This window comes from Serratia nevei, assembly GCF_024160145.1.
Classification (GTDB): Bacteria; Pseudomonadota; Gammaproteobacteria; order Enterobacterales; family Enterobacteriaceae; genus Serratia; species Serratia nevei_A.
In genome coordinates, this window is the sequence record NZ_JAMYWQ010000016.1 from 13666 (window position 1) to 39008 (window position 25343).

Consider the following 25343-nt stretch of genomic DNA (forward strand, 5'->3'; position numbering starts at 1 on the left):
TCCTGGATTAGGGGTTGGCGGCCAGCGCGGCAGCTTCCGGCGGGATCAGATAATCGGGGATCTCGACGCCGGCTTCGCGGTAGTAGCGATAGGCGCCGAGGTGCAGCGGCACGGAAACGCCTTTCAGCGCATTTTCCAGCGAGATGTATTTGGCCGAGCTGTGTACCTGGTGCACTTCCGGCAGGTTCTCGAACATCGTTTTGGTCAGGTCGTACACCAGCTTTTCATCGAGCCGGCTGAGGGCCACCAGAATATTGGGCTGCGCGATGGTGGCGATCGCCTTGGGCTGGCGCGGGTAGGTCTCCGCCTTGATGTCGAAGCGGAACCAGGAGTTGGCGATGGCGTTGATGCTGGCCAGCTGTTCGTCGGTGACTTCCAGGATGCGTGCCGGCACGCCGCTGGCATACATATCGGTGACGGCGGCGGCCGGCACCCCGGCGGGCAGGGCGCCGCCGTCCAGGCGCCCGTCGCGCATCGCGGAAACCGTGTCGCCGTAGCCGAGGTACTCCGCCGACAGCGACTTCTTGGTCAGGTTGACGCCCTGCAGGATGATCATTGTCGACTGTTCGGTGCCGCTGGCCTGCGGCCCGACGGAAAAGCGCGTGCCGGCGATATCGTTCAGCGTGCCGTCTTTCACCCGGCTTTCCAGCATCACGAAGTGTTCGACGTTGGGCCACAGCATGGAGATGGAGCGCAGATCGCCGTAGGCGCGGCCGTTGAAGTTGCGCACGCCCTGATAGGCTTCGACGGCGATCAGGCTTTGTAAAATCGCCAGCTGCGCCTCGTCTTTTTGCAGCAGGTCGATATTCTCGATCGAGCCGGCGGAGGATTGGCCGGTGACCTGTATCCCCTGGTGTTTCAGCCGGTTGCTCCAGACGTTGGCCAGCCCGACGCCCATCGGGTAGTAGGTGCCGCCGGTGGAGGCGGTGGCGACGGAGAGGAAGGTTTTATCGGCGTTTTCCGCTTTGCCGGCGATGGCCAGCAACGCGGCGCCGACCACGGCGCAGGTAACAAGCAACGTTTTGATTTTTCTATTTTTCATTATTTTCCCCAGCGGTTTTTTGAAACAAATAGAAAACATTTACGCAAACTTGTATACAACATGGCAGCTTTATTCACCTAAAGCGCAGTGCTTGATTTGTGATCTAAGTGGGCGAAAATTGAACGGTGCGGCAGAGGGCGGAAATGAAAAACCCGTGGCCGGGCGCCACGGGCATGCGGGGGAGGGTTACCAGCCTTTGACGGCGTCGCCCTTGTAGATGTCGGCGGCGCTGGCCGCCACTTCGTCGGTCTGATAGGCCTTGACCAGATCTTTCACTTTCTCGCTGTCTTTGTTGTCGATGCGGCTGGCGAAGATGTTGACGTACGGCGAGTTTTTGTCTTCGACAAACAGCCCGTCCTTGGCCGGCGACAGGCCGATCTGGCTGGAATAGTTGGTGTTGATGATCGCCAGCGTCACCTGTTGGTCGTCCAACGCGCGCGGCAGCTGCGGCGCTTCAATCTCGACGATCTTCAGCTTTTTCGGGTTGCCGACGATGTCCAGCGCGGTCGGCAACAGGCCGACGCCCTCTTTCAGGGTGATCAGCCCCTGTTTTTGCAACAGCAGCAGCGAGCGGCCCAGGTTGGTCGGATCGTTCGGTACCGCCACCTGTGCGCCGTCCGGCAGCTGGTTGAGTGCGGTTATCTTCTTCGAATAGCCGGCGATCGGGTAGACGAAGGTGTTGCCCACCGCCGCCAGCTTGTAGCCGCGCTCCTGCATCTGCTTGTCCAGATACGGCTTGTGCTGGAAGGCGTTGACGTCCAGATCGCCGTTGTTCAGCGCTTCGTTCGGCAACACGTAGTCGTTGAAGGTCACCACCTCCACGTCCAGATCGTATTTCTGCTTGGCGACCTTTTGCACCACTGCCCACAGCGACTGATCGATACCGGCGCTGATGCCGACCTTGATGTGGTGATCGTCCTGTGCCGTCGGGCCACAGGCGGTCAGCAGCAGCGTGCCGGCGGCGGCCAGCGCCAGGGTGAGGTTTTTCAGCGTAAATGTCATTTTCCCAGGGTCCTTGTCAACATTGCCTGCTAATTTTGGCGGGCAGAATAGTGGCAGTGACTGTAGGTAATCGCTGGGCTAAAACAAAATACTGATTCACTATGACTCATAGCGATTAGCTATGAGCGGCCGCCGCCAGGCGCGGTGCGGATTGTTTTGACGGCGAATCGGCGGGCTTATTATGATAGCCGTTGGCCCGCGAGGGCAGACTGGGTACTGAAACGAAGGAAAAGACAATGCGATTGAACACTTGGAGCAAGGCGCTGCTGCCGCTGGTGGTGTTGGCCTGCGTCTCGGCGACTCCGGTTCGGGCGGCGGAGAGCGATACCGGGCCGATCCCCAAACAGCTGCTGGGCAACTGGCGCGTCAGTAAAATTGTGCCGACCCAGACCACCGGCTGCTGGGATCAACAGCAGGCGCAGAGCCTGATCGGCGGCAAAATCAGCTACAAAGCGGATGCGTTCAGCTGGAACGGCACGGCGCTGAAAAGCGAAGGGGCCACCGTCAGCACCGTAGAAGCGCAGGAGTTTGTCGAGGACAATTCCGGCAGCAGCTCCTACATCGATTTCCCGATGCTGGGCATCAGCACGCCGTCGGTCGAACGCGTGGCCATTCAGCACGCGGATACCACTATCAAAGGCATTACCGATCAGGGCAGCGATGGGGTGCCCGGCGATAACGTGCTGGTGAAAGACGCCAACACGCTGATCCTGTCGCTGTGCAACGTCTGGTTTGAGGCGCAGCGCGAGAAGTAATTCCCCCTCAGCCCCGGTAACGGGGCTTTCCCACCCCCTTGCCGGCCATCATGCGCGCCATTTCTGAACTAAAATTAACCTTAACGATATGACCTTGGCGTGATATCGGAGCCTCGGCTCTACCGAGTCCATGACAGGAGGCGCTATGTGTTACCACCATATTGTCATCGCCACCGATCTGAGCGATGACGGCAAACGGCTGGTCGAAAAGGGGGCGCTGCTGGCGGAGGCGCTGCAGGCCAAACTCTCGCTGATCTATGTGGATGTTCACTACGACACCTACCACGCGGCGATCGGCTTTTCGGAGCGCAGCTATGACGGCGTGCCGTTCGAAGAGAAGATCCGCAAAGAGCTGGAGCCCACCACGCAAAACGTCAATTACCCGATCGCGGAGGTGATTATCGGGCGCGGCGGCTTCGTTGACGAACTGCGTACGGCAGTCGTGGATAAGAACATCGATCTGCTGGTGTTCGGCCATCACCACGATCTGTGGAGCAACCTGTTTTCTTCCACCCGCAATGCCATCAACCAGCTGAATATCGACGTGCTGGTGATCCCGATCCGTTCATAACTGCGGTTAATTTACGATTGTTCCTCTACAAACCACTCCGCGCCCCGGCGCGGAGTCTCGCTTTGCGGAAAAAATTCCTGCCCCGGCGTTTGCATAATACATAAGTGAATACTAATGTGTTTATATGAACGAAAATGACATTTTCAAAGCGTTGGCCGATCCGACCCGCCGCACCATCTTTGACAAACTCGCCGCCGGCAGTATGAACGCCAGCGCGTTGCGCGAAGGGCTGCCCATCAGCCAGTCGGCAATGTCGCAACACCTGGCGGTGCTGCGCAATGCCGGGCTGGTGCGCGAGGCGAAGCAGGGGCGCTGCGTCAATTATCAGGTCGACCCGGACGGGCTGGCGCAGATCGCCCAGTGGCTGGCGAAATACCGCGCCTGGTGGCCGGCGCGCATCGACGCGCTACAAACCTTGCTGAAGGACATGGATCAATGAACAAACGGGCTGAACCGCCGCCGCGCGATCGGCTGGTGTTGGAATATTCGCTCGATGCGCCGCCGGAAAAAGTGTGGCGAGCGCTCAGTATTCCCGAGCTGCGCGAGCAGTGGCTGCCGACGGGCGACCTGGCGCAGGCCGAGCCGCTGGCCACCACGCCGGGCGAGGCGGTGAGCTACCGTCTGCGCGACGACCAACCGCCGTTCCTCGAAAGCGTGGTGACGCTGCAGATTGTGCCGGATGCCGGCGGCGGCAGCCTGCTGCGGATTATTCACCAGCTTGACGCCGCCAACGACGGCCCGACGACGGTGATGTGCGCCGCCTGACGCGTTAAACGCATTTCCCTTTGTTGCCAACCCAGGAGTTCACCGATGCGTGAGAAGATGAGGCTCGTCCCGATGGTGGTGGAACAGACCAGCCGGGGAGAACGCGCCTTTGATATTTATTCGCGCCTGCTGCGCGATCGGATCGTGTTCCTCAACGGCGAAGTCAACGACGACATGGCCGAAATGCTGTGCGCCCAGCTGCTGTTTTTGGAGGCGGAAAACCCGGAAAAACCGATCCACCTGTATATCAACTCGCCGGGTGGAGCGATCACCAGCGGGCTGGCGATTTACGACACCATGCAGTACCTGCGCGCGCCGGTGCATACCCTGTGCATGGGCACCGCGCGTTCGATGGGGTCGTTCCTGCTGATGGCCGGCGAACCGGGGCACCGCATGGCGCTGCCCAACGCCAGCCTGCACGTGCACCAGCCGCTGGGCGGCTTTCAGGGGCAGGCCTCCGACATCTTGATCCACGCCGAAGAGATGCAGCGCACCAAAGACCGGGTGATCCGGCTGTACGCCCAACATTGCGGCCTGAGTGATGACGCGGTGGAGCAGGCGCTGGATCGCGATCGTTTCATGACCGCCGACGAAGCGGCGGCCTGGGGCTTGATCGATAAGGTGCTGCGGGAGCGGTAAACGTTGGGGGCCGATCATTGATTTTTGTCGGTCCTTCCTCAGGATATCCACATTCGTGTTAATGAAATAAATAATAAAAATGAGCGTGCCTTACCTGGAGTTATTTGATATTTAACTTGCTTATTAGTGATCTGTTTGATTGGTTAACCCTCGACCAAGCCACGCTGTTCATTTTTATCGCGACAGATGAAGCTTGGAACATTTCTTCTTTATATATCGTCTGTTTTAATTTTTCTTTAGCCTTATAATTCTAAGGTATATGTTCGTTTTTTCATTTGCCAACACCAGCGCCGATCACACATTTAGAAAAATAGTCTTGCCATTAACTTGTCTATACAACTATAGCTATGGCCGGGAAATATCAACATCAGACTTTCCGCCATAACATCATCGTTCCGATATCAGTGATGTCAGATGAGGGGTGCCAACCGTCCAGACATTATCAGGTCATTCTCATTAGCGGCCGTTTTTCGGAGTAATGTCATTGGGAATGGCTTGAAAACCTATGTGGGTGCGGCACGTTATGGTACGTATTTCAAAGAAGGCGGTGCGGAGCCCAATTTCCTAAACTCGAGCCTTGGCGAACAACGTGTTAATTGCGACGGGAATTCATAATGAAAAAGATGAGGTTGTTCCGCGGTTGGTATATGGTTGGCGCCGTGCATCTCTTGCTGGCGGTTATTTTCGGTGCCGCTTACTCATTCGGAGCATTTTTTACTGCATTACAGACGAACTTTGACGCAGGGCGTTTTTCTACCGCCTCAATCTTCTCGCTGACGGCGTTAATTTACTATGCCGTTGGGGTATTTTCCGGTGCCTGGAGCGATCGTACTTCGGTGAGGACGGTAACCGGCATCGGTATTTTACTGCTTTCTCTGGGATTCTTCGGCAGTAGCCTGCTGGCGTCGTCACTGACGGCGTTTTTGCTCACGTTTTGCCTGCTGGTTGGGGTTGGCGTCGGATTGGTTTACGTGCCGGCTGTTTCAACCATTCAACGTTGGTTCGTCGTTCATCGCAGTTCGGCTTCCGGCCTGGCGCTGGCCGGCACCGGCTTGGGAACGCTGGTGGGGCCGATGGTGGCCGGTGGGCTGATGCAACATTTGTCCTGGCAAAGCACTCTGCAAGTTTATGCCGCCGCTATCGCGGTGTTGGGGTTGGCTGCCGCCTTCATTTTACGAGGCCGGCCAGAGGACGTGGGCGAATATCCCGATGGGCTTCATTCCATTGAGGTGACCTCAATGCAGCGTCCAGGGTTCAGCGGTAGCGTCACGCTGCGAGAGGCCGCTGGCCGAGCCCGATTTTGGTGGTTTTTCATCGCGATATTTTTCGGTTCGATCGGGCTGTTTCTGGCGTTGGTTCATATTAATCCCTATGCGCTGCAACAGGGGCTGAATGCAACACAGGGCAATCTGCTCATCGGCTTGATCGGGGTAGGCAATATCGGCGGCCGTCTGGCGTTGGGGCGTATCGGCGACCGCATGGGCGCGCGACGCTTTTTGGTTATCGTAACGTTGAGTTTGGCCGTGTTGTGCGGCTTTTGGAGTGTGGCGCACAGCTTTACCGCGCTGGTGATTTTCGCGCTGTTGTTCGGTGCGGCCAACGGCGGTTGTATCGCGCTGTATCCAGCCGTGGCCAGTACATGGTTCGGCACCGCCAATCTGGGCGCCATTTTGGGGGCGTTGTATATCGCCGTGGGGATCGCCGCCGTGGGTGGAGGCAGCGCCGCCGGTTGGTTGTATGACCAATATCAGAGTTACACGCTCTCCATTGCGTTGGCCGGCATTGCGGCAGTGTTATCTGCCGGGAGTGTCGCCTTGGCCGCCGCCTACGGGACGCCTCATGACCGCCGACGAAGCGGCGGCCTGGATAAGGTGCTGCGGGAACGCTAAACGGCTCAGCGGGGCTCGGCAGCCTACGGCGTGCGCCAAACCCGTTCAAGCCCGAATTCAACCATCGCGAAATAGAGGCTGAAATAGCGCTCCGCCATGATAAAGAACGAGCTGTTGAGCTCGATCACCACGTTATTGGTGGTGGTCAGCAGGCCGGATTTTTCCGCCGCCTGCAGGATACGATTCACGTGCGCACGTGAGACGGAGCACGACTTGGCGATTTTTGCCGAGGAGAGCAGCAGAAAGGGGGAATCCTGCCGGATGCTTTCGATATGCAGCATCAGTAGCACCATGTGGCCGGCGTCCTTGCTGATAAACAGCCCGGATTGCGGCACCCGGTCGATCAGGTAGATCTCCTTAAGCATCAGCTGCCCGTAGGCGGCGAAAAAGGTGGGCAGAAAGCCGGGTGCCGCCAGCAGCGCCGCGATGGGCATCTGTGGCGCCAGCGCCTGATAGGGCCACGCCATGGAGGCGATCAGCGCCTGGGTTTCCGCCAGTGCGTGGGGTGTAGGCTTATAGCGCAGCTGGCGCTTGTCATGTTCGCAGGGTTTGACCTCCAGGCGGCGGCCGACCCGCAAAAAGAACAGAAAGGAGTCCAGGGAGTTCTCGCTGATCAGATTTTTTCCTTTAAAAAAGGCTTTGATGTCTTTCAGCCCGGCGGCAGGCAGGTGGTAGTAAATGGACAGGATGGTGGAACAAATGATGAACCGGCTGTTCCTGAAGATGATTTTGTAAAACAGCGGATGCTTCTTGTAGGTCTCTTTCAACAACTCCCCGTGTTTGACGATGGCGGCGTGGAACGCCGGTGACTGTCTGATGATGTTGGCCTGTTTCTCCAGGTGAAACTGTAGCTGGAATCTGCTTAGACTCATTTCCCTATTTCCTGTACTTAAAAAAATGTGCTGCTTTTTATCGTTATGGGTTTGCTGTGTATGACTTGACGATCTGTTGGCCCTGGTCGTTGATGAGGGTGGCCTGAACGGTGACCTGAGAAGGGAACGCCGGCGCCGCAACGCCGTCGAGGTGATAATCCCGCACGCTGAACGGCGCGGTCATCATGTCGCTTTCTTGCCGCACCGGGTAATCGCGCCTGTCGGTTTGCACGGCGATGCGGGCGAAAGAGAGATAGAACGCCGAACGGTTGTGACAGCGCAGCAGATAGCCACCCGGCGATTTTTGCAGCGTGAACGAAACGGCCTCGGCCGCGTTTTCGGCGTTCCCCGGCAGCGCTTTGGGGCGGTAGAAGATTTTCATCTGCGTGTTCATCGCCAGCGTCACGCGCGACGCCAGCGGTGGCGTGGTCGGCTGGCTGGGCGGGATCTCATACAGGTTAAGCCAGAACACCGACTCCCTGTCGGTGGGCAGGGCCGCGCCGGCAAACAGGATGCGCAGCCCTTTCAGCGCCGAAGGCGGCAGGGCGAATACGCTGGGCAGGGTGACAAACGGCGCGCGCGACAGTTCGGGGGCGGCGTTGACGTCGCCGTTATCGACCCAGGTTTGCGCCACGATCGGGTAGCCGTTGGTGTTGAGCAGCATCAGGGTCTTTTCCGTGTCGCCCTCGCGGAAGATCACCCGGGTGGCGGAGGCGATGATGCCTGCCTGCGCACCCATGGCCGCCAGCGCCAGCAGCAGGGCGCATCCTATTGTCAGATATTTCTTTCTCATCATTATTGCACCTTAACCCAGACGTAGGCCCTGGCGTCCACTTTGCCGGCGGTGACGGTTTGCCCGGGCAGCCGGGCGAGCGTGGCGGTGAGCTGGGTGGTGTAGTGGGTGAACCCCGCCGCGGTGCTGCCGCCGCCGCTGGCGCCGTTGAGTACCGGGTACCAGCCGGCGTCGTTGCCCTGTGGGCATTGCCCGGCGCTGCAACGCGCCCAGCCGACGAAGTTCATCGGCGCGCCGTTGCCGGCGTTGGCGAGCGCGATGCCTACGCCGGTGGCGACGCTGCTGTCGGTGCCGTAGCCGCTGGAGAGCAGGTAGCTCACGCCGCCGTTGGCGCTGACCAGCCCGAGCTGCTGCGCCGCGATATAGCTTTCATACGGCACCTGCAGGCCGAGGGCGGTGTTGTTGCTGCTGACGCCGGACACGGCGGCATTGTCGCATTCGATATTGAGGGTGAACTGCGCCTGAGAGGTTTGCCCGGCGGTCAGCTGGCTGACGGAAATGGTCGGCAGGATCACCAGCGGCGTGACGTTGCGCGCCACGCAGGTGGCGGTATAGGTCAAGGAGGAGATCGGTGCGGTGCCCATGCCCATCGCGTTCCAGCGCCCGGTGCCCCAGGTGGCGTAGTTGGTGGCGGAGTCGCTGCCGACAGGATCCGAGGCGATGCCGGGCCCCTGAAAGGTGACATAGCCGTTCGGCTGCGTGCAGGTATAGTTCGAATTGCCGGTGGTCGAGGCCATGCCCACCAGCGGGTTGCCGGCGCTGTAGCCACAGTAGTTGCTGGCGCCCGCGCCCGGCAGCGAGCTGATGCGGATCAGATCGGCACGGATGGCGCTGAAATCTTTCACTCGGACCTGAATTTTGCTGCCGACGGAGGCGTAGCGGGTAATCGGCGCCGACTGCCAGTAGCGGGTAAAAACCTTGCCGGAATCCAGATGGGTCAGGCGGATGCCGACGTAAGGGAAGTAGGTGGCGTAGTAGTTGGGGTTACCGTCCTGGGCGCCCAGATCGTAATAGCCGCCGACGCGATCGTCGCCGTTGGTGGCGAAGACTTCATAGATCTGCCCCGCGTCGCCGGCGTCGCATTCATACAGCACCTTGTTGGGATCCGGATAGCGCGTGCCGGAGGTGAGATCGAACACGCTGGTGCCGAGCGGCGTGCCGACGGGCTGCAGGTAAGTGCTGGTCAGATTGACCCGGCCCAGCGCCGTGCCCACCCCGCAGGGATCGCAACCGGAATCGATCGTGGGGGAGACCCGGGTGCATTGCGCCAGCGCGGCGGGCGCGCCGAACAGCGACAGGGTGAGCAGCGCCAGGGCGGCGATCGGGTAAAAAATGCGTTTCATCGTCTCTCCTGAAAATAAGTTTAACGGGCTAGCGGCACGGGGCGCTGAGCCGTTGAATCGGGCCGTCTTCACCGGCAGACAGGTGGTAACGCAGCGTGCACTGCTGGCCGGGGGCGTCGCCCCAGTTCAGCGTCAGTGCCCCGGCGCGCTTATCGCTACGCAGATACACCTGATTGGCCTGGCCGACCATGCCCACGCTGTTGCCTGCCGCGTCGAGGACGTTGGCGCCCATCGGGATCGGTGCGTTATCGGGCCGCCGGGCGGTGATCAGCAGCGCCTGGCCGCGCACGGTGTTGAAGCGCAGGCGCACCGTGGCACCGGCATAAGGAGCCACGCGCCGCTGGCCGTCTTCCAGTTCCGCTTTGTCGTTCATGCCCTCGGGATTCAGCGCGACGGTGTTGTAGTGATAGGGCACCAGCGACGGTGCCAGCGCGTAGCCGAAGCGATCGACGCGTGCGCCCTGGCCGTCCATCACCCGTGCGCCGCTGGCGCCGGGCGCCTCGATCAGGGCGAAGGTGTCGCCGACATACGGCCCTAATGTCACGCCGCCGCGGTGTGCCACCACCGCCCCCTGCAGCGACAGGGAGCCTTGTCGGTACTGGCGCGCGGTGGAGAACGAGCCGGTGACGTTGGCATAAGGCAGGCGGGTTTGCAGGTTGCCGCCCCAGATGCTTTGTTGGCGATCGTCGTCGGTGGTGAAGTTCAGGCCGTAGCTGACCGGCTGTTCGTCGCCGACGCTGCCCGACAGCGCAGCCTGATAGTTGCCCCCCTGGCCCTGGCTGTGGTTGGCCAGCAGCGAGACGCTGGGGGCGGAAGACGAATGCCCGAGCGGGAAGCTCAGCGACAGGGCGGTGACGGTCTGCGCGCTCTGCGCCAGCGGCGCGCTGTAGACGTTATCCAGCGGCCCGTAGCCGCGGTAGTCGCCGTTGCTGTAGCCCAGGCTGCGGGTGCGGGTGACGGAGAGGTTAAGCGCCACGCCGTTGCCGAAGGTTTTCCCCCAGCCCAGCTGGAGCTGATTGTCGCGGCCGCGCTGATCGCGGTAGTCCTGGGTAGAGCCGGACATCGTCAGGCTGCCGAACGCGCCCATCCCCTGATTGACGGCGACCTCGAAGCGCGAACGCTGGCGGTAGGAGTCGGACTGCCAGTTTTGGCCGGTAGTGGCGGCGCGCCGCACGCCGAGCACGTCGCTGAGATCGCGAAAGCCTTCGGTAGAGTAGCGATAGCCGGCGATGGATAAGGTCGTGTCCGTCGGGCTGAAGGTTCGGCTGTAAGAGAGGTGCAGCATCCAGCCGGAGGCGTTGCCGTCGGGCAGACTGGCGTGGGAATAGGTGGTGTCCATGCCGAAGGCGCCCAGCCAGCTGCTGTACACGCCGCCCAGCATCATCGCCTGATAGCCGTCCGCCAGCTGGTTGCCGAGGTTGAAGGTCAGGGCGTTGGTCAGGCCGTGCTGCCAGGTCACTTCGCTGAACAGATCGTTGTCGCCGACGTAGCGGGAACGGCCGACGATCGCGGAGTAGCGCGACTGGCCGGGGCGGATGGATTCCGGCACCGCGGCGAACGGTACGGTGAAGGTGCTGACGCTGCCGTCGGCTTCCGTCACCACCACGGTGAGATCGCCGGCGTAGTTGGTGGCGTACAGATCGTTGATGGCGAACGGCCCCGGTGCGACGGTGGTTTCATACAGCGTGCTTTTGCCCTGCAGCACCGTCACGCGCGCGTTGCTTTTTGCCACGCCGCGCACCACCGGCGCATAGCCGCGCTGCGAATCCGGCAGCATGCGGTCGTCCGAGCTGAGCTGAATGCCGCGAAAGCCCAGGCCGGAGAAGAAGTGCCCGTCGGTAAAGCCTTCGCCCAACAGCATTTCGCTGCGCCAGGGCAAGATCGCGCGCTGCACGTAGCGGCGGCTGGTGTCCAGATGGCCGCCGAACTCGCGATCGTAGCGGTAGCTGGACTGCTGGCGGTAGCGCCATAGCCCGAGGTTGAACCCGCCGTTCAGGTTGGCGTAGGTCGAGTCGAGATCGCGGGTTTGCCCCTGCCGGTAGCTGACGTGGTACTGGTTGAGGTTGTAATTGAAGAAGGCCATCGATTCGCCGCTGTCCAGGCTGGCGGGATTGACGCTGCCGCGCGGCTGGCCGTTCAACAGCGCCTGCGGAATGCCCAGATCCAGACGCAGCCGCGAAATATCGGCGTTCACCGCGATGTCTTTAAGATCCCGGCCGGGCAGCAGGCATGCCGTTTCGGCGGCCACCGGCGGATTTTTCAGCCCGAAGCGCGTTAGCTGCGGGCGATCGAAGCAGGGCAGCACCTGCTTGCCTGCGCGCACGAAGCGAATTTGGTCGCGCTCGAGAAACTGGCCGTTGAGGTACAGATCGATCTGATAGCTGCCGGGAGCGACGGCGTCCTGTTGGTTGAACTGGCTCAGGGCGCTGTTGCTCAGCACGCTGCCGCGCAGCAGCGCGGGATCGAAGGTATAGCCGTCGGCGGCGGCACAGCCCAGCGGTAGCGCCAGCAGCGCGCAACACCAGCGTGCGGGTAGCGGCGTCGCCTTGCGGATATCGAACATGAAAACCTCCCTGTCTGGTTTCAACGCGCGACGTTCAGGGTGCGTGAGATTTCCACCCCATAGTCATTGATGACGCGCAGTGCGACCTGCCGCACCTCCCCGTTCACCGGCCAACTGGCCTGCGAAAACGGCGGGATCAGTTCCGCCTGCGGGATGGCGATGCGCTTCGCGCCGCTGAGGATCTCGGCCTGGCTGACGTTGGCGTAGTAGCCGGTCGGGTTGTCGACGCGCAGCGCGTTACCGGCCTGGCGCAGGCTGAGCCGATCGATGACGTGGTTGGCGTCGCCGGCCAGCCCGGCGGGGCGATAGAACACCTTCAGCCGGTTGGTGACCAGCAGCAGCAGTTTGTTCTTGTCGCTGTCGGTCTGGCGCACTGCGGGCACCTGCAGGAAGTTGAGGTAGAACAGCGATTCGCGATCGCGCGGCAGCGGCTGGCCGACGAACGACAGCCGCACCATCTGCCCGCTGTGCGGATTCATGCGGAAGATCTGCGGCGAGGCGACAAAAGGTGCATCGGCGTTTTCCGGCGTGGATTTGGGGTTATTGATATCGAGCCAGATCTGCATCAGCGCCGGGGTGCCGTCGTCGTTGGTGAACTGCAGCGTTTTTTCCCGTGCCTCGGCGGGGTAGATCACGCGGTTGCCGAGCAGCGTCACGCTGGCCAGGGCGTGGGTGGCGGCACAACTCATCAGGCAAAGCGACAGGGCGGCCCATCGGCGGGCTGAGCGGGTTATCTGCGGCATAAATGTGAACCGATAAAGGGAGCGAGTCATTCAGCGCCGCCCGTAAAAGGACGGCGCTGGCATCAACAGGTATGGCGCCGGACGCCGGCTTATTTGTAGCTAATGGCGAACTGTGCGGTGGCGATCACGGAACCGGCCGCCACGCCGGTGTCTTCCGCGTAGTAGCGGGCCACCAGGCTCTGCGAGGTGGAGGTGGCGTCTTTCGCCAGCGTCATCGCCGACGTGGTGACGGTCGAACCGCTGGCGAAGGACAGCGGCGTGGTGGCGTCGCTGTCCAGCAGTTGAATGGACACTTTGGCCGCATCGCCCGCGTTGCCCAGGTTGCCGTTGGTGGTCGGGTTGTTGCCCGCCAGCACGGTTTTGATCGCCGTATCGCTGGTTGCCGCCGCACAGCCGGTCACGTTGACGGTAAAGGTGGTGTCGCCGGCGGTGGCGCCTTTGGTGGCGAGTTTGCTGGCGGCGACGGTCGGTAGCAGCACGACCGGGTTGGATTGGTTACCGTTAATATTTACCGAGCAGGTTTGCGTGCTGACTTCGCCTTTAAATTGCACCGTATTGGACGAAGCGGCCGCACAGGCGCCGGAGAGAGCCAGCATGGATAATGCGACTAATTTAACATTCATGTGAAATGCCCTTTAATTTACTTTAGAGAAAAGTTTTCCTGACAGTAATAAATTACTGACGTACGGTTGTGGATTAATCATGTTGCGCAATTGTTTTTTAAACGCGTCGGCAAACATGGATTTTCATCCTAACAAACTAAGAATTTTCCCTATAGATATTTTCAATCCGGCAATAAGACGATGATGTTGCCTGTTACATTTGTTTTCACTTTTTCTTATGTCATACAAAATGGAAAATAGATCTATATCATTGTGTTGCGATTTTATTGGATCACCAGTTTTTGTGATTGAAATAATTAGAAACATTCATGCCTTTTTTGCGTATTAATCAATGTGCTGGCGGTTACGTGATTATTTGAAAAACATGTTATCAAGATGTTTTATATCGGTGTGCTTTGCAGGCAAATTACCCCAAAAAAGAGCAGCGACAAGCCGCCTGAGGTGTGGAAGCATGCTTTCATGCTGATAAGGAGAATTAAAGTGAGAGTGATTTATATCGACGGTTCGCCGCTGTGCCGGCTGGGTATGAAAACATTATTGGGCGACGAAGTGATAACCTTATCCTCGCCCAATATGAATATCATTAAAAATATAAGCCCGGCGCCTGATTTAATTATTATGGAATTTCCTCAGGAGATTTACCGGTTCGAGGCGTATTTAAAATTCATCAATTATTCACGTGGTGAATATAATGATGTCCGGTTACTGTTCTTTATCGATAAAACCTCGCCGCTGATCCTGGCGTTTATCGCCGCGGCGCTGCCGGATGCGATTTTGCTTAAACGGGAAGCGCTACAGGTGGTGCGAGAGACCTGCGCAACGCTAGCCCTCCACCGGGAGGCGAGCGAGCGGCACGTAATGAACCGGCAGCGGGCGGCGGCAATCACGCCTGGCGAGGCGGCGGTGCTGTGTGAAACCGCCCGCACGGAAGATATCCGCCTGACCGCGCGGCGGTTGAACCTGCACCCGAAAACCGTTTATTCGCACCTCAATAACGCCGGCAAAAAGTTCGGCATTCGCAATCGCGTGGAACTGCTGAAGATGATTGCGCTGTTGTAGCGCGCCGTTAGCGGGTTTTGCCGACGGCCAGCCGCCATCGCGTCACCTCGTCGGCGCCCGGCCCGGCGGCTAACGCCAGGTTTTGCGGCGGCAGCGCTTCGCCGGTCACGGCATCTACCACGCGCAGGATGGCGGGGTGGCCGGTCGAGCGGTCAACCACGCGCAGCGGCGGCCCGGCCAGCTCGGACAGGTTCCATTTGTCGCCAATCTGGATCATCGCCATCACCACCAGCCCGAGATCTTTTCCCTTTTCCGTCGGCAGATACTCGTAGCGGTCAGGGCGCGTCTGGTATTGCCGCTTTTCGATAAGGCCGTTGCCTTCCAGCGCCCTGAGCCGATCGGCCAACGTATTGTTGGTGATACCGGTCGACTGGCGCAGATCGTCATAGCGCGCGAGCCCCAGCAACAGATCGCGCATGATGATGGCGCCCCAGCGATCGCCTATTGCCGACAGCACGTGGGCCACCGAACACGTCATGCCTTCAAACCCTTTTGCCTTCACCTTGTTTTCCTCCGTTTACCGCCCGCATGCGGATAATTTTATCGTCTCGCCTTGATAACTTCAATGATTGGAGTTATTACTCTTATTATTGGAGTTTGTGCTGACACAATGAAAAGAGAGGACAGTATGCAAAAAATCGCAGTGATCACCGGCGCTTCATCTGGGATCGGCGCTGTTTATGCCGACCGGCTGGCGAACATGGGATATGACCTGATCTTGGTGGCCCGCCGTCGGGACCGGCTGCAAGCGCTGGCGGAGCGCATCACCAGACAGCATTCGCGCAGGGTTGAGGTTTTTCCCGCCGATCTGGCGGATGAGCGGGATCTCGCCGCCGTAGCGGCGTTGTTCAGCGAGCAACCGGCGATCCGTTTTCTGGTTAACTGCGCCGGTAGCGGCGCCCTGGGCCCGACAACGGCGGTGGGGTCACAAGAGATGGACAGTATGTTGCGGGTCAATGTGCTGGCGCTGACCCGGCTTTCCCGAGCCGCGGCGCAGCGATTTGCGCAGGAACGGCAAGGAACGATTGTCAACATCGGCTCGGTGATGGCGATGATGCCGGCGAATGGCGCGGGGGCGTACAGTGGATCAAAAGCCTACGTGCTCAATTTCAGCCGGGCGTTGAGGCACGAACTGGCCGGTTTCGGCGTCAACGTTCAGGTGGTGATGCCGGGGCCGGTGCGCTCGGAATTCTTTGGCGAGAAGCCGGCGCCGTTCCCCGAAACCCTGTTTATGACGCCGGAGACGCTGGTGGACAGCGCGCTTAAGGCGCTGGAACAGGGGGAGTGGGTTTGCTTCCCGACGTTGCAGGATAACGAGGTATGGCAACGTTTTGATGCCGTGCGCGGCGAACTGGCGCAGGCGCTGATACAAACCGGGCGGCCTGCCGATCGTTACGCCTGATACCGCGGCGGCGTTCATCGCTGTTGACACACAAACCGAGGAAAACGCTATGCCAATGTGGCAAATTTATCATCCGGCACACGCTCTTGATGCCGAAGAGAAACAGGCGATCGCGAGCAAGATCACGGCGATGTACGAGAGCTTCTTACCACGTTTTTACGTCAACGTATTTTTTCACAGTATGCCACCAGGCTCGGTTTACCTTGGCGGCGAACCGACAGAGGATTTCGTGCGGGTGACCATCGACCATATCGCGCGCGCCATGAAAGACGACGCGCAGCAGCAACAGTTTCTGGCGGGCTGCAACCCTATATTGCGGCGCACGGGCTGCGTTGGGAACTGCACGTGGACGAAACGCCGTTCTCGCTGTGGACTATCGAAGGGTTGAAGCCCCCGTTGCCGGGGACGGCGGCGGGAGAGAAATGGCGCAGCGAGAACCGGCCTTCGGTGTGGGAGGGGGAAGATTGGCTCGCTTGTGATGAAGGGGACCAAAATTAACGCAGAGACTTGGACTCTATGACTGAAGAAACCGCCTGTGAACGACGAACGAAGGGCCATCATGCCGAATTTGATAAAACCAAGGGGACGTATGGGATGAACCGTGAAATGGTACCTACACCCATGGAGGTGAAAAACGCAGAACGCAGGGCTTTTGCCGCTGGGAATGGATGACCTGTGATGATCGGCCGGTGACGGCTGGTTTCAGGCTGCCGGTTTCGCCAACAGCAAAAGCTCGATTTCACCAAATCGTGGGATGACGTCGTGGTGGCGGGCGGATTGCTCGAAGAAACGAGCTCTCATCCGTTTCCTACTTCAAGATGGAAACGGCTGAGACGGACTACAAACGGCGAGAACTTATTCGACTTTGCTGCGGTGTAATTGGAAGGTCCCATGTCATCCGATGCCATCTTTGTATCCCGACACGCGGCGGGAAATCATCGACATTGCATGCGAGCTTGAACAGTAAGCTTCGCGCTGGTGGGAATTCAATAATTAATCGGTATGTGAAGGCCAGCACTGCGCTTTTTTGGCGTGCTAAGAAAAAGCCAAGCGTACCAGCAAGTGTGAACGGCTTGGGGCATTTGGGATAACCAATGCGGTATGTCACGGCAATAAGGGGCCGTACCAGCACGTATTCGATGGATTTCAACCCGCGCCCAAGTGTATGTCTGTTGTCATATACTTATCATCATCCATTATACCTCTCTCCTTCAAATTCTCGCTATGCCTTCAGGATGCCAGTCTACGGTCATGATAGTTTTCACCGATTCTTTGCCCTGAGGGAATACACTGCCTTCAGCGATTTCAATCGCAAAGACCTGGTATTTTTAGGGGGTACTAGAGATAAATCTTAGGAGCGCTATCTTGTTTCCAAATACGGGCTGAACAAAAAAACGATAGTGATGGACTATGCGCAGCATTAACTATGCCATGACTATCCGAGGTCACAAAGGCTGAGTCTCTTGATCTAAGCTAGCATTATAGAGATTAAAGAGTACTGCGGTATAACTCACGTCTTGGATATTAAATGCTGAATTATCCTTGTATATCTCGCCATTAACTTAGAATAGTCTTATTTAACAATCTAAATGTTTCCTTCTGAATGATTTATTTTAATTATTATTGTCTGGGATTGAATATGTGTGAGATTAAAGTTTGTAAGAATCCAGCTTAACCGAACTATTCACTTCTGGATATTTTTCGAAATTCTTATCATGCCTCTAAGGAGAGTACCATGCGCAAAAGCCGATTGGATGAAATAGTAACCTGTGATATCAAAGAGATGAAAAAATTGAGGGTGAAAATCTCCGCTTCAAAAAGATTTTTTCTGACTTTGATTTCGAAAAAATAGAGGGGTTAGAGTCCGAGCATGATATTGCTCAAGGCATGATTTGTTGGAGTGAAAAGCTGTTTTAGCTAGGGTTTATAGGCGGGGCGGGGTAATTGTTGTGATTAATGTATGTGATTCTTAATGTTCTTCTGGATATTTCCCTCTGGTATTTATTTAAATATCATTGCATTAATCTCCATTCTCGCAACAAAGTGATAAATTTATTAAATTCATATTGACTTGAACGGTTGACACAAGCTTGCGAGCTATGTAAGCATTAATTTGCATTATCCAGTACACGAGGCGAGAAAAGGAATGAACCGTCACGAAGGAATGTATCGTTACAGTTGTATGCTGAATGCTGCGCAGAGGAAATCACTGCTTGGAATCTATAACACTCAACATAACAGCCTGTTGGATTATGCCACATTAAATCTGAGAATTGATAGCGCCATTAAAATATCAAATGCTGATGGTTGGTGAGGAAACCGTCGTTAGTTACCAGCAGGTATGGCTGGGATTTCATCAGCATGAAACTCAACATGGATAAATATGGGGAAGTTTTATGATTGCTATCGCCAGACTGATTTTTATGGGAATTTTCATAGTGCTGAGCAGCATTGTGGTATTGTTTGTCTGCCTTTTTCGGCCTCGTAATATCATGAACGTTCACTTTGCTGCTCGCCTTTACAGCAAAATCTCTTGGTTGCTTGGGGTTAAAATCATTGTCACCGGTAGAGGAAATATTCCTTCAGGCAGTTGTGTCTACGTTGCCAATCATCAAAGCAACTATGATATTTTCTTCCTTACCGCTGCTGTACCCCCTGGGGCCGTGAGTATTGGAAAAAAAAGCATCCTCTATTTTCCTTTTTTTGGTCTCATTTATTGGCTGTCCGGCAACATATTTATCGAACGCGGAAATAAGATTAAGGCGATGCAGGCGCTGAAAAAAACCAAAGAAAGGATGCTGAAGGAAAATATGTCCGTCTGGTTATTCCCAGAAGGAACGCGTAACTATGGTAAAGGCCTAAGGCCTTTCAAAACTGGTGCTTTCCATCTTGCCCGTAATGCCGGGTTGCCTCTAGTCCCGGTTAGTGCCAGCAATTATTATGGCAGTTTCAAGCTTAACAAGATTGATAACGGAGAAGTCATCATCAAATTTTTACCGCCGGTGCCGCACGAAATCATTGCTACGTTGCCTGTTCGTGAAGTTGTTGCCACTGTATATGCGCAAATGAGCACAGAAATTGAAACGTTGGATAAAGAGCTCATTCCCTCGGGTGAGGATTTTTTAAGGTAGAGGAAAGATGAGCTTCTGGTCGATTCCGTCTCGCTGAAAATCCTGTTTAACTTTTTTATCAATCTGCCAGTTAATACTGGCAGGCGCTATTGGTAGGTTTGACCGACTTGATCTTCATGTCTGTGAGCAGATTTTCGGGCATTGTTAGACCCTACTGCGGGGAAAAGTACCCCACGGTTGAATACGAGTACCCCCAACGCTACCCCTAAATTTTTCAGAACTCGATGATCAATAGGAACACTCAGTAGGCCGTATCGTTTGATAGTCCCTTGAGTTAAGGGGGTAACCAGTCCGCTGAGTGCTATTGAACGCTACTGAGTTCGGAAAAAATCGTCAGACGTTGAACAGGAAGTCTGAAAAGCCACCGGCCGGGAAGCCCCGTCTTTACTAGCTCTCCACTGAGGAAGAGGGTTGTCGAGGCTTCGGCACTTTCGGAAAGTACCCCCGGTTGTACCCCCAAAGTGAATGCGTGGGGGTATCGCATGTAGCAACGAAATCATAAACCAGTATGACCCGACCCGCTAAGCCGTTGGTGCGCACCAAAAGAATGGGGTATGCGCCATACCGCATTGTTGCCCGACAAATCGTGGTGGCTCAGGTGAGATGAATGGCGTCGGCCCTGTGGGGCCTATTTCTGGAGCGAACGCCATGCAAGACACCCCATCCCATTCTTCGGCCCATGAATTCACTACGCCAGCAGCCCTGATGCTAGACCCATGCCTGACGCCGTTGGATCGCAATGGCTGGCAAGTGCTGCGCATGCTCAAGGGGGCTGATGGCCTGAGCCAGCTCACGAGCTATAACCAGTTGCGACGCTACCTGACCACCGTTCCCCTGGGGCAGCGTGCAGGCTTTGAAACAGCCGCACGCACCCTGCTGGTGCTACGCCTGACCGGGTGGATTAGTCTTGTTGGCCAGCGGCGCGACCCTCTGTCCGGGAGCGTTCTCTGCGAACTCTTCGTGGCTCATGACGCTCCTGCACGGTTCCAGCAGGCATGCACCTTGGACGCAGGGTATGTGGAACTGGTCCAGCGGGCTTGCGAATCCGGAAATGCCATGGTTGAACGTGTCGCCAACCATATCCTGGCCGCCGCCCGGCACGATGCCGAGGCAATGGCACTCATGCCTCCGATGTTGCTCAAGCAACTGCAGCACTTGCCTCCTGATATGCTCGCCGCCGCCGTGCCAGACGAGCAAGATGATGATGAGCCGCCGACATCGGGCGGCACTGCTGGGACGCTGTCCCATGAGGACGCCGATGATGCCCTAGCGTCGCCGCTCGCCACCTCACCGAAGGATGAGGGCGCTGTTCCATCCGGTCTGCCGCAGACCACGGCTGTGCAAGATAAGTGTGGCCCACCAGTACGTACGTATAAGTATTTAAATAAAAAAGAAGTACGTACGTACCGCGCGCGCGAGCAAGAAAACACCCAACCGGCAGCAGCCGGCACCCTGCGTTTGCCGTCGTGCCTGAGCAAGATGGCACCAGACCAGCACCGCGATGTGCAAGTGGCCTTGCGGCGCTTGCCAGGTGAGGACCAGCAAGCCGTTCTGGACGAGTTGGAAGCCCGTGTGCAGCTGGGGACTGTGCGCAACGTCGTGGCCTATCTGTTCGGGCTGGTACGGCGCGTGTTGGCAGGGGAATTCCGTTTGTGGGCAGCGAAGAAACCCGCCAGCCCTGAGCCTGCCGAGCAGCCTGCCGTCAAGACCCCTTCGGCCGCGCCACCTGCTCGGCCTGCGCTGTCTACTGAGCCTGCACGGGAATACACGCCTGCTGCGCCTGAGGTGGCACAGGCGCATCTTGCTCGGTTGCGCAGGCTGATGGGGCTACCAGCACGGGCCGGTGACCTGGTTGCTGAAATGTTCCTGCAGGACCGTCTCTTGCAGTCAAACTCTGCGTAGGCGGGCCGCCTGAACTGCAGCAGCGGTGTGAAGCTGCTGGGCTCGTAGGTAGACGGTGCGGATGAGTTCAGGCTGCTCGTTCCAGCCGTAGTAGTCTGCCTGTTCCTAAGGAGCATCTATTGTTTGCCGCACCCAAATATCAATGAGAATCTTGTTTTCATCAAAACCCCAATATATTGTTTTGTCCAAACTGGTGTAGGGAGTATTCTCATAACTACCAATATAATACTTTATATGTGCAGCCCCCACATTCCTAGGCTTATCTTTGGTGTAGTCACTTGGTTGGTATCTATAGCCTTTTGACTCATTTGAATCGCATCGCAACTTCAGACTTTCGCAGTGCTTTATCACATCCGCCCAACTCGTTCCGAGTGGCGTATGCTTTAAAACCTGGGCCAGTATTTCTTCATTTGAGTCTTTAATATTATATGAATAATTACCCTGTCCGCAGGCAGTCATGACAAAAACCGCAAAACAAAAAATAATCTTCTTCATGGCATTGGAGGCTCAAACCGTTCAGAGGGAACTGGGAATTCATATCCAGGAGTTCTTGTGCCAGACGGTGGAACGTTGAAACCAGATGAGCGAAGAATTCCCGAGATAAAGCTATTTGAATTGTGCTCATTTACATTACCAAGAAAAAGAGTGTAGGGCAATGTTTGCTCATTATAATTTTCGACTCTCTGCATCAGTTCATATATGGCAGAGTCTTCGTTACCCTTGAATTTTTCAGGAATTGCCAGCACTGATGGGTTGTTGCACCCTAGTGAAACATCCTTATCTCTATTGAAGCCACCAAGCAAATCTCCTCCAAATCCTTGCGTTGGCCCAGCACCTATAGTTATATACGGATCACCATTAGCCCTAGCCAAAAATTCAGGGCTTTTTTCATAAGCCGCTTTGTTTTTTGGCAAAATTACGATTTTTGAATGGTGATTTCCAAATGCGACGGGATGATTGCAGTAAACGATATCCAATCCGGTTGGGTCGGTAATTAAAATGGGGTTTCCCATTGAATAGGAGTAGCTATTAATCCCTCCTTCAAATCCTATAGGATCTTGATTGATATATCCGCCAAGCTGTGAATCGTAGTACCTGTGCCGGTTGTAGTGCAGCCCCGTATCCCCATCCTCATGCTGCCCCGGCAACCGGATCGGCTGATACAGCTTCTTGGGGTTGTGCTCCTGCTGCACATTTCCCCAGGCGTCCAGCGCTGCCGCCCATTCAACCTCGCCTTCCTGGCTGATGAGCGCCTGGGGCGTGCCCAGGTGGTCGCAGAGATAGTGCCGCACCTCGATCTCTTTGGCCAGGCGCGCCTGGTTCTCCGCCCGGTCCTGCTGCAGGAGCGCGAACTGCTTGGCTATCAACTCGCGCATATCCTGCGTCATATAACGCTCGGCATTGCCCATGATCTGCTTTTGCGTGGCAGCCAGGTCGCGCAGCATGGGCTCCAGCTTGTCGCGCACCATGGGATGCAGGTTGTGCCCCATGATTTCTTCGTTCAGCAGGGGAGCGGGCTTTTCAGCCTCACTTGTAGACTATATGGTTCAGCTTGCTCCAATTTTTTGAGAGTAGCCCTATATACAATCTTTAAAAATAGAGCATGCACTCATGAAATACGCCCCCATAAAAATCACAGGGCAAACGACAATAAAAATCAATGCATCACTAATTCTTTTAAAGAAAATAAAACAACAAACGCAAAACCAAAAAATTGAGAATGCTATATTAATAACTTCCAAGTTTCTTGCCAAAAAAACAGAATTCCCATGATATGCAAAATAATATGAGAGCAGAAAAAAAATCCACAGGGACGCGCCGTATAATAAAATTGATAAAAAATTCTTCTTCATACAGCCATCTCCACACATCCAATTGAAGTGTCTCAACTCTTAATTTTCATTGGACTATTTAGAATGCATCAATTTCTCGGCGAAAATATATATCAAGCAATTTATCCGAGCTATCGAACCCCCAGCTGACCGACGCTGTTTCAGTAAAAATAAAGAATGCTCGCTCCCATAAAATCGCATCAATGGATGATACTCCTATCTTCCCACCATTTCGGCTATCGTAATAACCAAAATTCGTATGAAGCGTGCATTTAATTTCGCGTGTGCTGCAAAACTTTAAAACATCATCCCTTGAAGTCCCAATCGGGGTTAATCTAACAATATCACTCTTGTTAGAAAATTGATTTTTAGAACCAAAACCAAAGTAAAATATGAGTGCAACGAAAGAAAATATAATCAATAAGAAGATGTATTTTTTCATTTCCCAAACCATCCTGCTGGCAGCGGATTATTATAGCCTGGAGCAGTTTCACCAGTCCCCCCCGGAGCAGCCCTATATGCAATCTTTAAAAATAGAGCATGCACTCATGAAATACACCCCCATAAAAACCACAGGACAAACGACAATAAAAATCAATGCATCACTAACTCTTTTAAAGAAAATAAAATAACAAACACAAAACAAAAAAAATTGAGAACGCTATATTAATAGCTTCCAAGTTTCTTGCCAAAAACACAGAGCCCCCATGATATGCAAAATAATATGAGAGCAAAAAACAAATCCACAGCGACGCGCCGTATAATAAAATTGATAAAAAATTCTTCTTCATACAGCCATCTCCACATATCCAATTGAAGTGTCTCAACTCTTAATTGGCATTGGATTATTTAGAATGCATCAATTTCTCGGCGAAAATATATATCAAGCAATTTATCCGAGCTATCAAACCCCCATCTAACCGTAGCAGTTTCAGTGAAAATAAAGAGTTTTCGCTCCCATAAAACTGCATTAATAGACGCAACCCCTATTGACGCCCCATTTCGGCCATCATAATAGCCATGATTCGCATAAAACTTGCATTCAATTTCGTGTGCGCTGCAAAACTTTAAAACATCATCCCTCGAAGCTCCAATCGGGGTTAATCTAACAATGTCATCCCTGTTAGAAAATTGATTTTTAGAACCCAATTTAAAGTAAAGCATGGGTGCGGCGAAAAAAATTACAATCAATAAAAAGATATATTTTTTCATTTTCCAAACCATCCTGCTGGCAGCGGATTATTATAGCCTGGAGTGGTTGCACCAGTCTCCCCCGGAGCAGGCATGTTAAACCCTGCTGCCTGGCCAAGTCCAGAGATAAAACTGTTTGAGTTAAATCCACAAAATCCTCCGCAGCCTCCCACCGGAATCAAGGTATAGAATGCTTTATTTTCATTATATTTTTCAGACAACCTAAACAACTCAGCTATGGCTTCATCCTCATTCTTGTAAGCACAAGGTATCGCAAGTTTTTTGGAGTTTTCGTTCGGCTCGGATACATCCTTTGATCTATTATCCCCGTATTCCAGCATAGCCCAGGAATTAGGACCGGCCCCTATAGTTGCATACCTTTGACCGAGAGAATTCACATTGAAAAATCTTAGGTCATTGGCATAAGCAGCTTGATTGATTGGTGTTATTATCAATTTCGAATGATATGCACCGAGTGCGACTTCATGATTTGCATATACGATATCCAACCCGAGCGGATCCTTCGATTGCAAGGGCTTGCTTGTGTAGCTGCTCATATTTGCCCCGCCAAGAAGACCAATAGGGTCCTGATTGACGTAGTTGCCCAGCTTCGCGTCATAGTAGCGATACCGGTTGTAATACAGCCCGGTATCTCCATCCTCATGCTGCCCCGGCAATCGGATCGGCTGATGCAGCTTCTTGGGGTTGTGCTCCTGCTACACATTCCCCCAGGCGTCCAGCGCTGCGGCCCACTCGATCTCGCCTTCCTGGCTGATGAGCGCCTGGGGCGTGCCCAGGTGGTCGCAAAGATAGTGCCGCACCTCGATCTCTTTGGCCAGGCGCGCCTGGTTCTCCGCCCGGTCTTGCCGCAAGAGCGCGAACTGGCTGGCGATCAACTCGCGCATATCCTGCGTCATATAACGCTCGGCATTGCCCATGATCTGCTTTTGCGTGGCTGCCAGGTCGCGCAGCATGGGCTCCAGCTTGTCGCGAACCATGGGATGCAGGTTGTGCCCCATGATTTCCTCCACCAGCGTCGGGGCGGCTTTCTCGGGGGCGGCGGGCCGCCTGAGCTGCAGCAGCGGCGTGAAGCTGCCGGGCTCGTAGACGATGTGGAGAGTTCGGGCTGCGGGTTGCTCTTTCTTTAATATCCGCTAACAGCCGTTAATACGTCGTTGCTTTGCCTTGTCGTACTACCTGCGGCTTCGAGCCTCGTCTCAACCGCC

The 25343-nt window shown here is 55.5% G+C and carries 26 protein-coding genes and 1 pseudogene; 12 read left to right on the forward strand and 15 right to left on the reverse strand.

The genetic code is table 11. The features are described from left to right. Positions 1 to 7: 7 nt before the first annotated feature. Both M6G53_RS12795 and metQ read right to left on the reverse strand, forming a co-directional pair. Positions 8 to 1042 carry a TAXI family TRAP transporter solute-binding subunit gene (locus M6G53_RS12795; RefSeq protein ID WP_253331933.1) on the reverse strand — a complete coding sequence of 345 codons (1035 nt, stop codon included), beginning with the start codon at positions 1040 to 1042 and terminating at the stop codon, positions 8 to 10. 186 nt (positions 1043 to 1228) lie between these two features. Then, positions 1229 to 2044, reverse strand: a complete 816-nt coding sequence (metQ, locus tag M6G53_RS12800; RefSeq protein WP_253331935.1) for a methionine ABC transporter substrate-binding lipoprotein MetQ — start codon at positions 2042 to 2044, stop codon at positions 1229 to 1231. A 236-nt stretch (positions 2045 to 2280) separates the two neighbouring features. Here metQ and M6G53_RS12805 point away from each other — a divergent pair, with 236 nt between their 5' ends. From M6G53_RS12805 to M6G53_RS12830, 6 genes are all read left to right on the forward strand, one after another. Continuing rightward, positions 2281 to 2799 carry a hypothetical protein gene (locus tag M6G53_RS12805; protein WP_253331937.1) on the forward strand — a complete coding sequence of 173 codons (519 nt, stop codon included), beginning with the start codon at positions 2281 to 2283 and terminating at the stop codon, positions 2797 to 2799. 145 nt (positions 2800 to 2944) lie between these two features. Beyond that, on the forward strand, positions 2945 to 3370 hold the full coding sequence (locus M6G53_RS12810) for a universal stress protein (RefSeq protein ID WP_015377548.1): 426 nt from the start codon (positions 2945 to 2947) through the stop codon (positions 3368 to 3370). A gap of 124 nt (positions 3371 to 3494) precedes the next feature. Then, a complete protein-coding gene (locus M6G53_RS12815; RefSeq protein WP_047727753.1) occupies positions 3495 to 3809 on the forward strand; it encodes an ArsR/SmtB family transcription factor in 315 nt (104 codons plus the stop codon). Next, positions 3806 to 4135, forward strand: a complete 330-nt coding sequence (locus M6G53_RS12820; protein WP_253331939.1) for an SRPBCC family protein — start codon at positions 3806 to 3808, stop codon at positions 4133 to 4135. Before M6G53_RS12815 ends, M6G53_RS12820 begins: the two co-directional genes overlap by 4 nt. A gap of 45 nt (positions 4136 to 4180) precedes the next feature. Further along, positions 4181 to 4774, forward strand: coding sequence for an ATP-dependent Clp protease proteolytic subunit (locus M6G53_RS12825; RefSeq protein WP_301286206.1), 594 nt, complete (start codon positions 4181 to 4183; stop codon positions 4772 to 4774). Between the two features lie 614 nt (positions 4775 to 5388). After that, a complete protein-coding gene (locus tag M6G53_RS12830) occupies positions 5389 to 6663 on the forward strand; it encodes an MFS transporter (protein WP_253331941.1) in 1275 nt (424 codons plus the stop codon). A 23-nt stretch (positions 6664 to 6686) separates the two neighbouring features. Here the strand turns inward: M6G53_RS12830 and M6G53_RS12835 are convergent, their stop codons facing one another. From M6G53_RS12835 to M6G53_RS12860, 6 genes are all read right to left on the reverse strand, one after another. Continuing rightward, a complete protein-coding gene (locus tag M6G53_RS12835; protein WP_253331943.1) occupies positions 6687 to 7535 on the reverse strand; it encodes a hypothetical protein in 849 nt (282 codons plus the stop codon). A 43-nt stretch (positions 7536 to 7578) separates the two neighbouring features. Continuing rightward, the gene (locus M6G53_RS12840; RefSeq protein ID WP_253331945.1) at positions 7579 to 8331 is read right to left on the reverse strand and encodes a fimbrial biogenesis chaperone; all 753 of its coding nucleotides are present in this window, start codon (positions 8329 to 8331) and stop codon (positions 7579 to 7581) included. Next, positions 8331 to 9671, reverse strand: a complete 1341-nt coding sequence (locus tag M6G53_RS12845; protein WP_253331947.1) for a fimbrial protein — start codon at positions 9669 to 9671, stop codon at positions 8331 to 8333. The genes M6G53_RS12840 and M6G53_RS12845 overlap by 1 nt, the downstream gene beginning before the upstream one ends. A 28-nt stretch (positions 9672 to 9699) precedes the next feature. Next, the gene (locus tag M6G53_RS12850) at positions 9700 to 12234 is read right to left on the reverse strand and encodes a fimbria/pilus outer membrane usher protein (protein ID WP_253331949.1); all 2535 of its coding nucleotides are present in this window, start codon (positions 12232 to 12234) and stop codon (positions 9700 to 9702) included. 20 nt (positions 12235 to 12254) lie between these two features. Then, positions 12255 to 12977 (reverse strand): fimbrial biogenesis chaperone, encoded by a 723-nt coding sequence (locus M6G53_RS12855; protein WP_253331951.1) that lies wholly within the window; start codon positions 12975 to 12977, stop codon positions 12255 to 12257. An 89-nt stretch (positions 12978 to 13066) separates the two neighbouring features. Continuing rightward, positions 13067 to 13600 carry a fimbrial protein gene (locus tag M6G53_RS12860; RefSeq protein ID WP_253331953.1) on the reverse strand — a complete coding sequence of 178 codons (534 nt, stop codon included), beginning with the start codon at positions 13598 to 13600 and terminating at the stop codon, positions 13067 to 13069. A 375-nt stretch (positions 13601 to 13975) separates the two neighbouring features. Here M6G53_RS12860 and M6G53_RS12865 point away from each other — a divergent pair, with 375 nt between their 5' ends. Beyond that, positions 13976 to 14659, forward strand: coding sequence for a helix-turn-helix transcriptional regulator (locus M6G53_RS12865; protein ID WP_253331955.1), 684 nt, complete (start codon positions 13976 to 13978; stop codon positions 14657 to 14659). Positions 14660 to 14666: 7 nt separating this feature from the next. Here M6G53_RS12865 and M6G53_RS12870 read toward each other — a convergent pair whose 3' ends face one another. Next, the gene (locus M6G53_RS12870; RefSeq protein WP_253331956.1) at positions 14667 to 15161 is read right to left on the reverse strand and encodes a winged helix-turn-helix transcriptional regulator; all 495 of its coding nucleotides are present in this window, start codon (positions 15159 to 15161) and stop codon (positions 14667 to 14669) included. A 126-nt stretch (positions 15162 to 15287) separates the two neighbouring features. Between M6G53_RS12870 and M6G53_RS12875 the strand changes: the two genes are divergently transcribed. The 4 genes and pseudogenes from M6G53_RS12875 to M6G53_RS12890 all read left to right on the forward strand — a co-directional run bounded on the left by M6G53_RS12875 (position 15288) and on the right by M6G53_RS12890 (position 21094). Next, positions 15288 to 16061, forward strand: coding sequence for an SDR family NAD(P)-dependent oxidoreductase (locus M6G53_RS12875; RefSeq protein ID WP_253331958.1), 774 nt, complete (start codon positions 15288 to 15290; stop codon positions 16059 to 16061). A 55-nt stretch (positions 16062 to 16116) separates the two neighbouring features. Further along, a pseudogene (locus M6G53_RS12880) lies at positions 16117 to 16559 on the forward strand (tautomerase family protein). A 1898-nt stretch (positions 16560 to 18457) separates the two neighbouring features. Then, positions 18458 to 19192, forward strand: a complete 735-nt coding sequence (locus M6G53_RS12885) for a 1-acylglycerol-3-phosphate O-acyltransferase (RefSeq protein WP_253331962.1) — start codon at positions 18458 to 18460, stop codon at positions 19190 to 19192. Between the two features lie 648 nt (positions 19193 to 19840). Continuing rightward, on the forward strand, positions 19841 to 21094 hold the full coding sequence (locus M6G53_RS12890) for an STY4528 family pathogenicity island replication protein (RefSeq protein WP_253331965.1): 1254 nt from the start codon (positions 19841 to 19843) through the stop codon (positions 21092 to 21094). A 105-nt stretch (positions 21095 to 21199) separates the two neighbouring features. Here M6G53_RS12890 and M6G53_RS12895 read toward each other — a convergent pair whose 3' ends face one another. Together M6G53_RS12895 and M6G53_RS12900 are read right to left on the reverse strand one after the other, a co-directional pair. Next, positions 21200 to 21589 carry a hypothetical protein gene (locus M6G53_RS12895; RefSeq protein ID WP_253331967.1) on the reverse strand — a complete coding sequence of 130 codons (390 nt, stop codon included), beginning with the start codon at positions 21587 to 21589 and terminating at the stop codon, positions 21200 to 21202. After that, a complete protein-coding gene (locus tag M6G53_RS12900) occupies positions 21586 to 22584 on the reverse strand; it encodes an RHS repeat-associated core domain-containing protein (protein ID WP_253331969.1) in 999 nt (332 codons plus the stop codon). Before M6G53_RS12900 ends, M6G53_RS12895 begins: the two co-directional genes overlap by 4 nt. Before the next feature lie 121 nt (positions 22585 to 22705). Between M6G53_RS12900 and M6G53_RS12905 the strand changes: the two genes are divergently transcribed. Then, entirely contained in the window at positions 22706 to 22867 is a 162-nt protein-coding gene (locus M6G53_RS12905; RefSeq protein WP_253331971.1) for a hypothetical protein, read from the forward strand. A 138-nt stretch (positions 22868 to 23005) separates the two neighbouring features. Here the strand turns inward: M6G53_RS12905 and M6G53_RS12910 are convergent, their stop codons facing one another. From M6G53_RS12910 to M6G53_RS12925, 4 genes are all read right to left on the reverse strand, one after another. Next, on the reverse strand, positions 23006 to 23368 hold the full coding sequence (locus tag M6G53_RS12910) for a hypothetical protein (RefSeq protein ID WP_253331973.1): 363 nt from the start codon (positions 23366 to 23368) through the stop codon (positions 23006 to 23008). Between the two features lie 407 nt (positions 23369 to 23775). Then, positions 23776 to 24138 carry a hypothetical protein gene (locus tag M6G53_RS12915; protein ID WP_253331975.1) on the reverse strand — a complete coding sequence of 121 codons (363 nt, stop codon included), beginning with the start codon at positions 24136 to 24138 and terminating at the stop codon, positions 23776 to 23778. Beyond that, positions 24135 to 24812 (reverse strand): RHS repeat domain-containing protein, encoded by a 678-nt coding sequence (locus tag M6G53_RS12920; protein WP_301286210.1) that lies wholly within the window; start codon positions 24810 to 24812, stop codon positions 24135 to 24137. The genes M6G53_RS12915 and M6G53_RS12920 overlap by 4 nt, the downstream gene beginning before the upstream one ends. Positions 24813 to 24833: 21 nt before the next feature. Next, a complete protein-coding gene (locus M6G53_RS12925) occupies positions 24834 to 25136 on the reverse strand; it encodes an RHS domain-containing protein (protein ID WP_253331979.1) in 303 nt (100 codons plus the stop codon). Positions 25137 to 25343 lie beyond the last annotated feature (207 nt).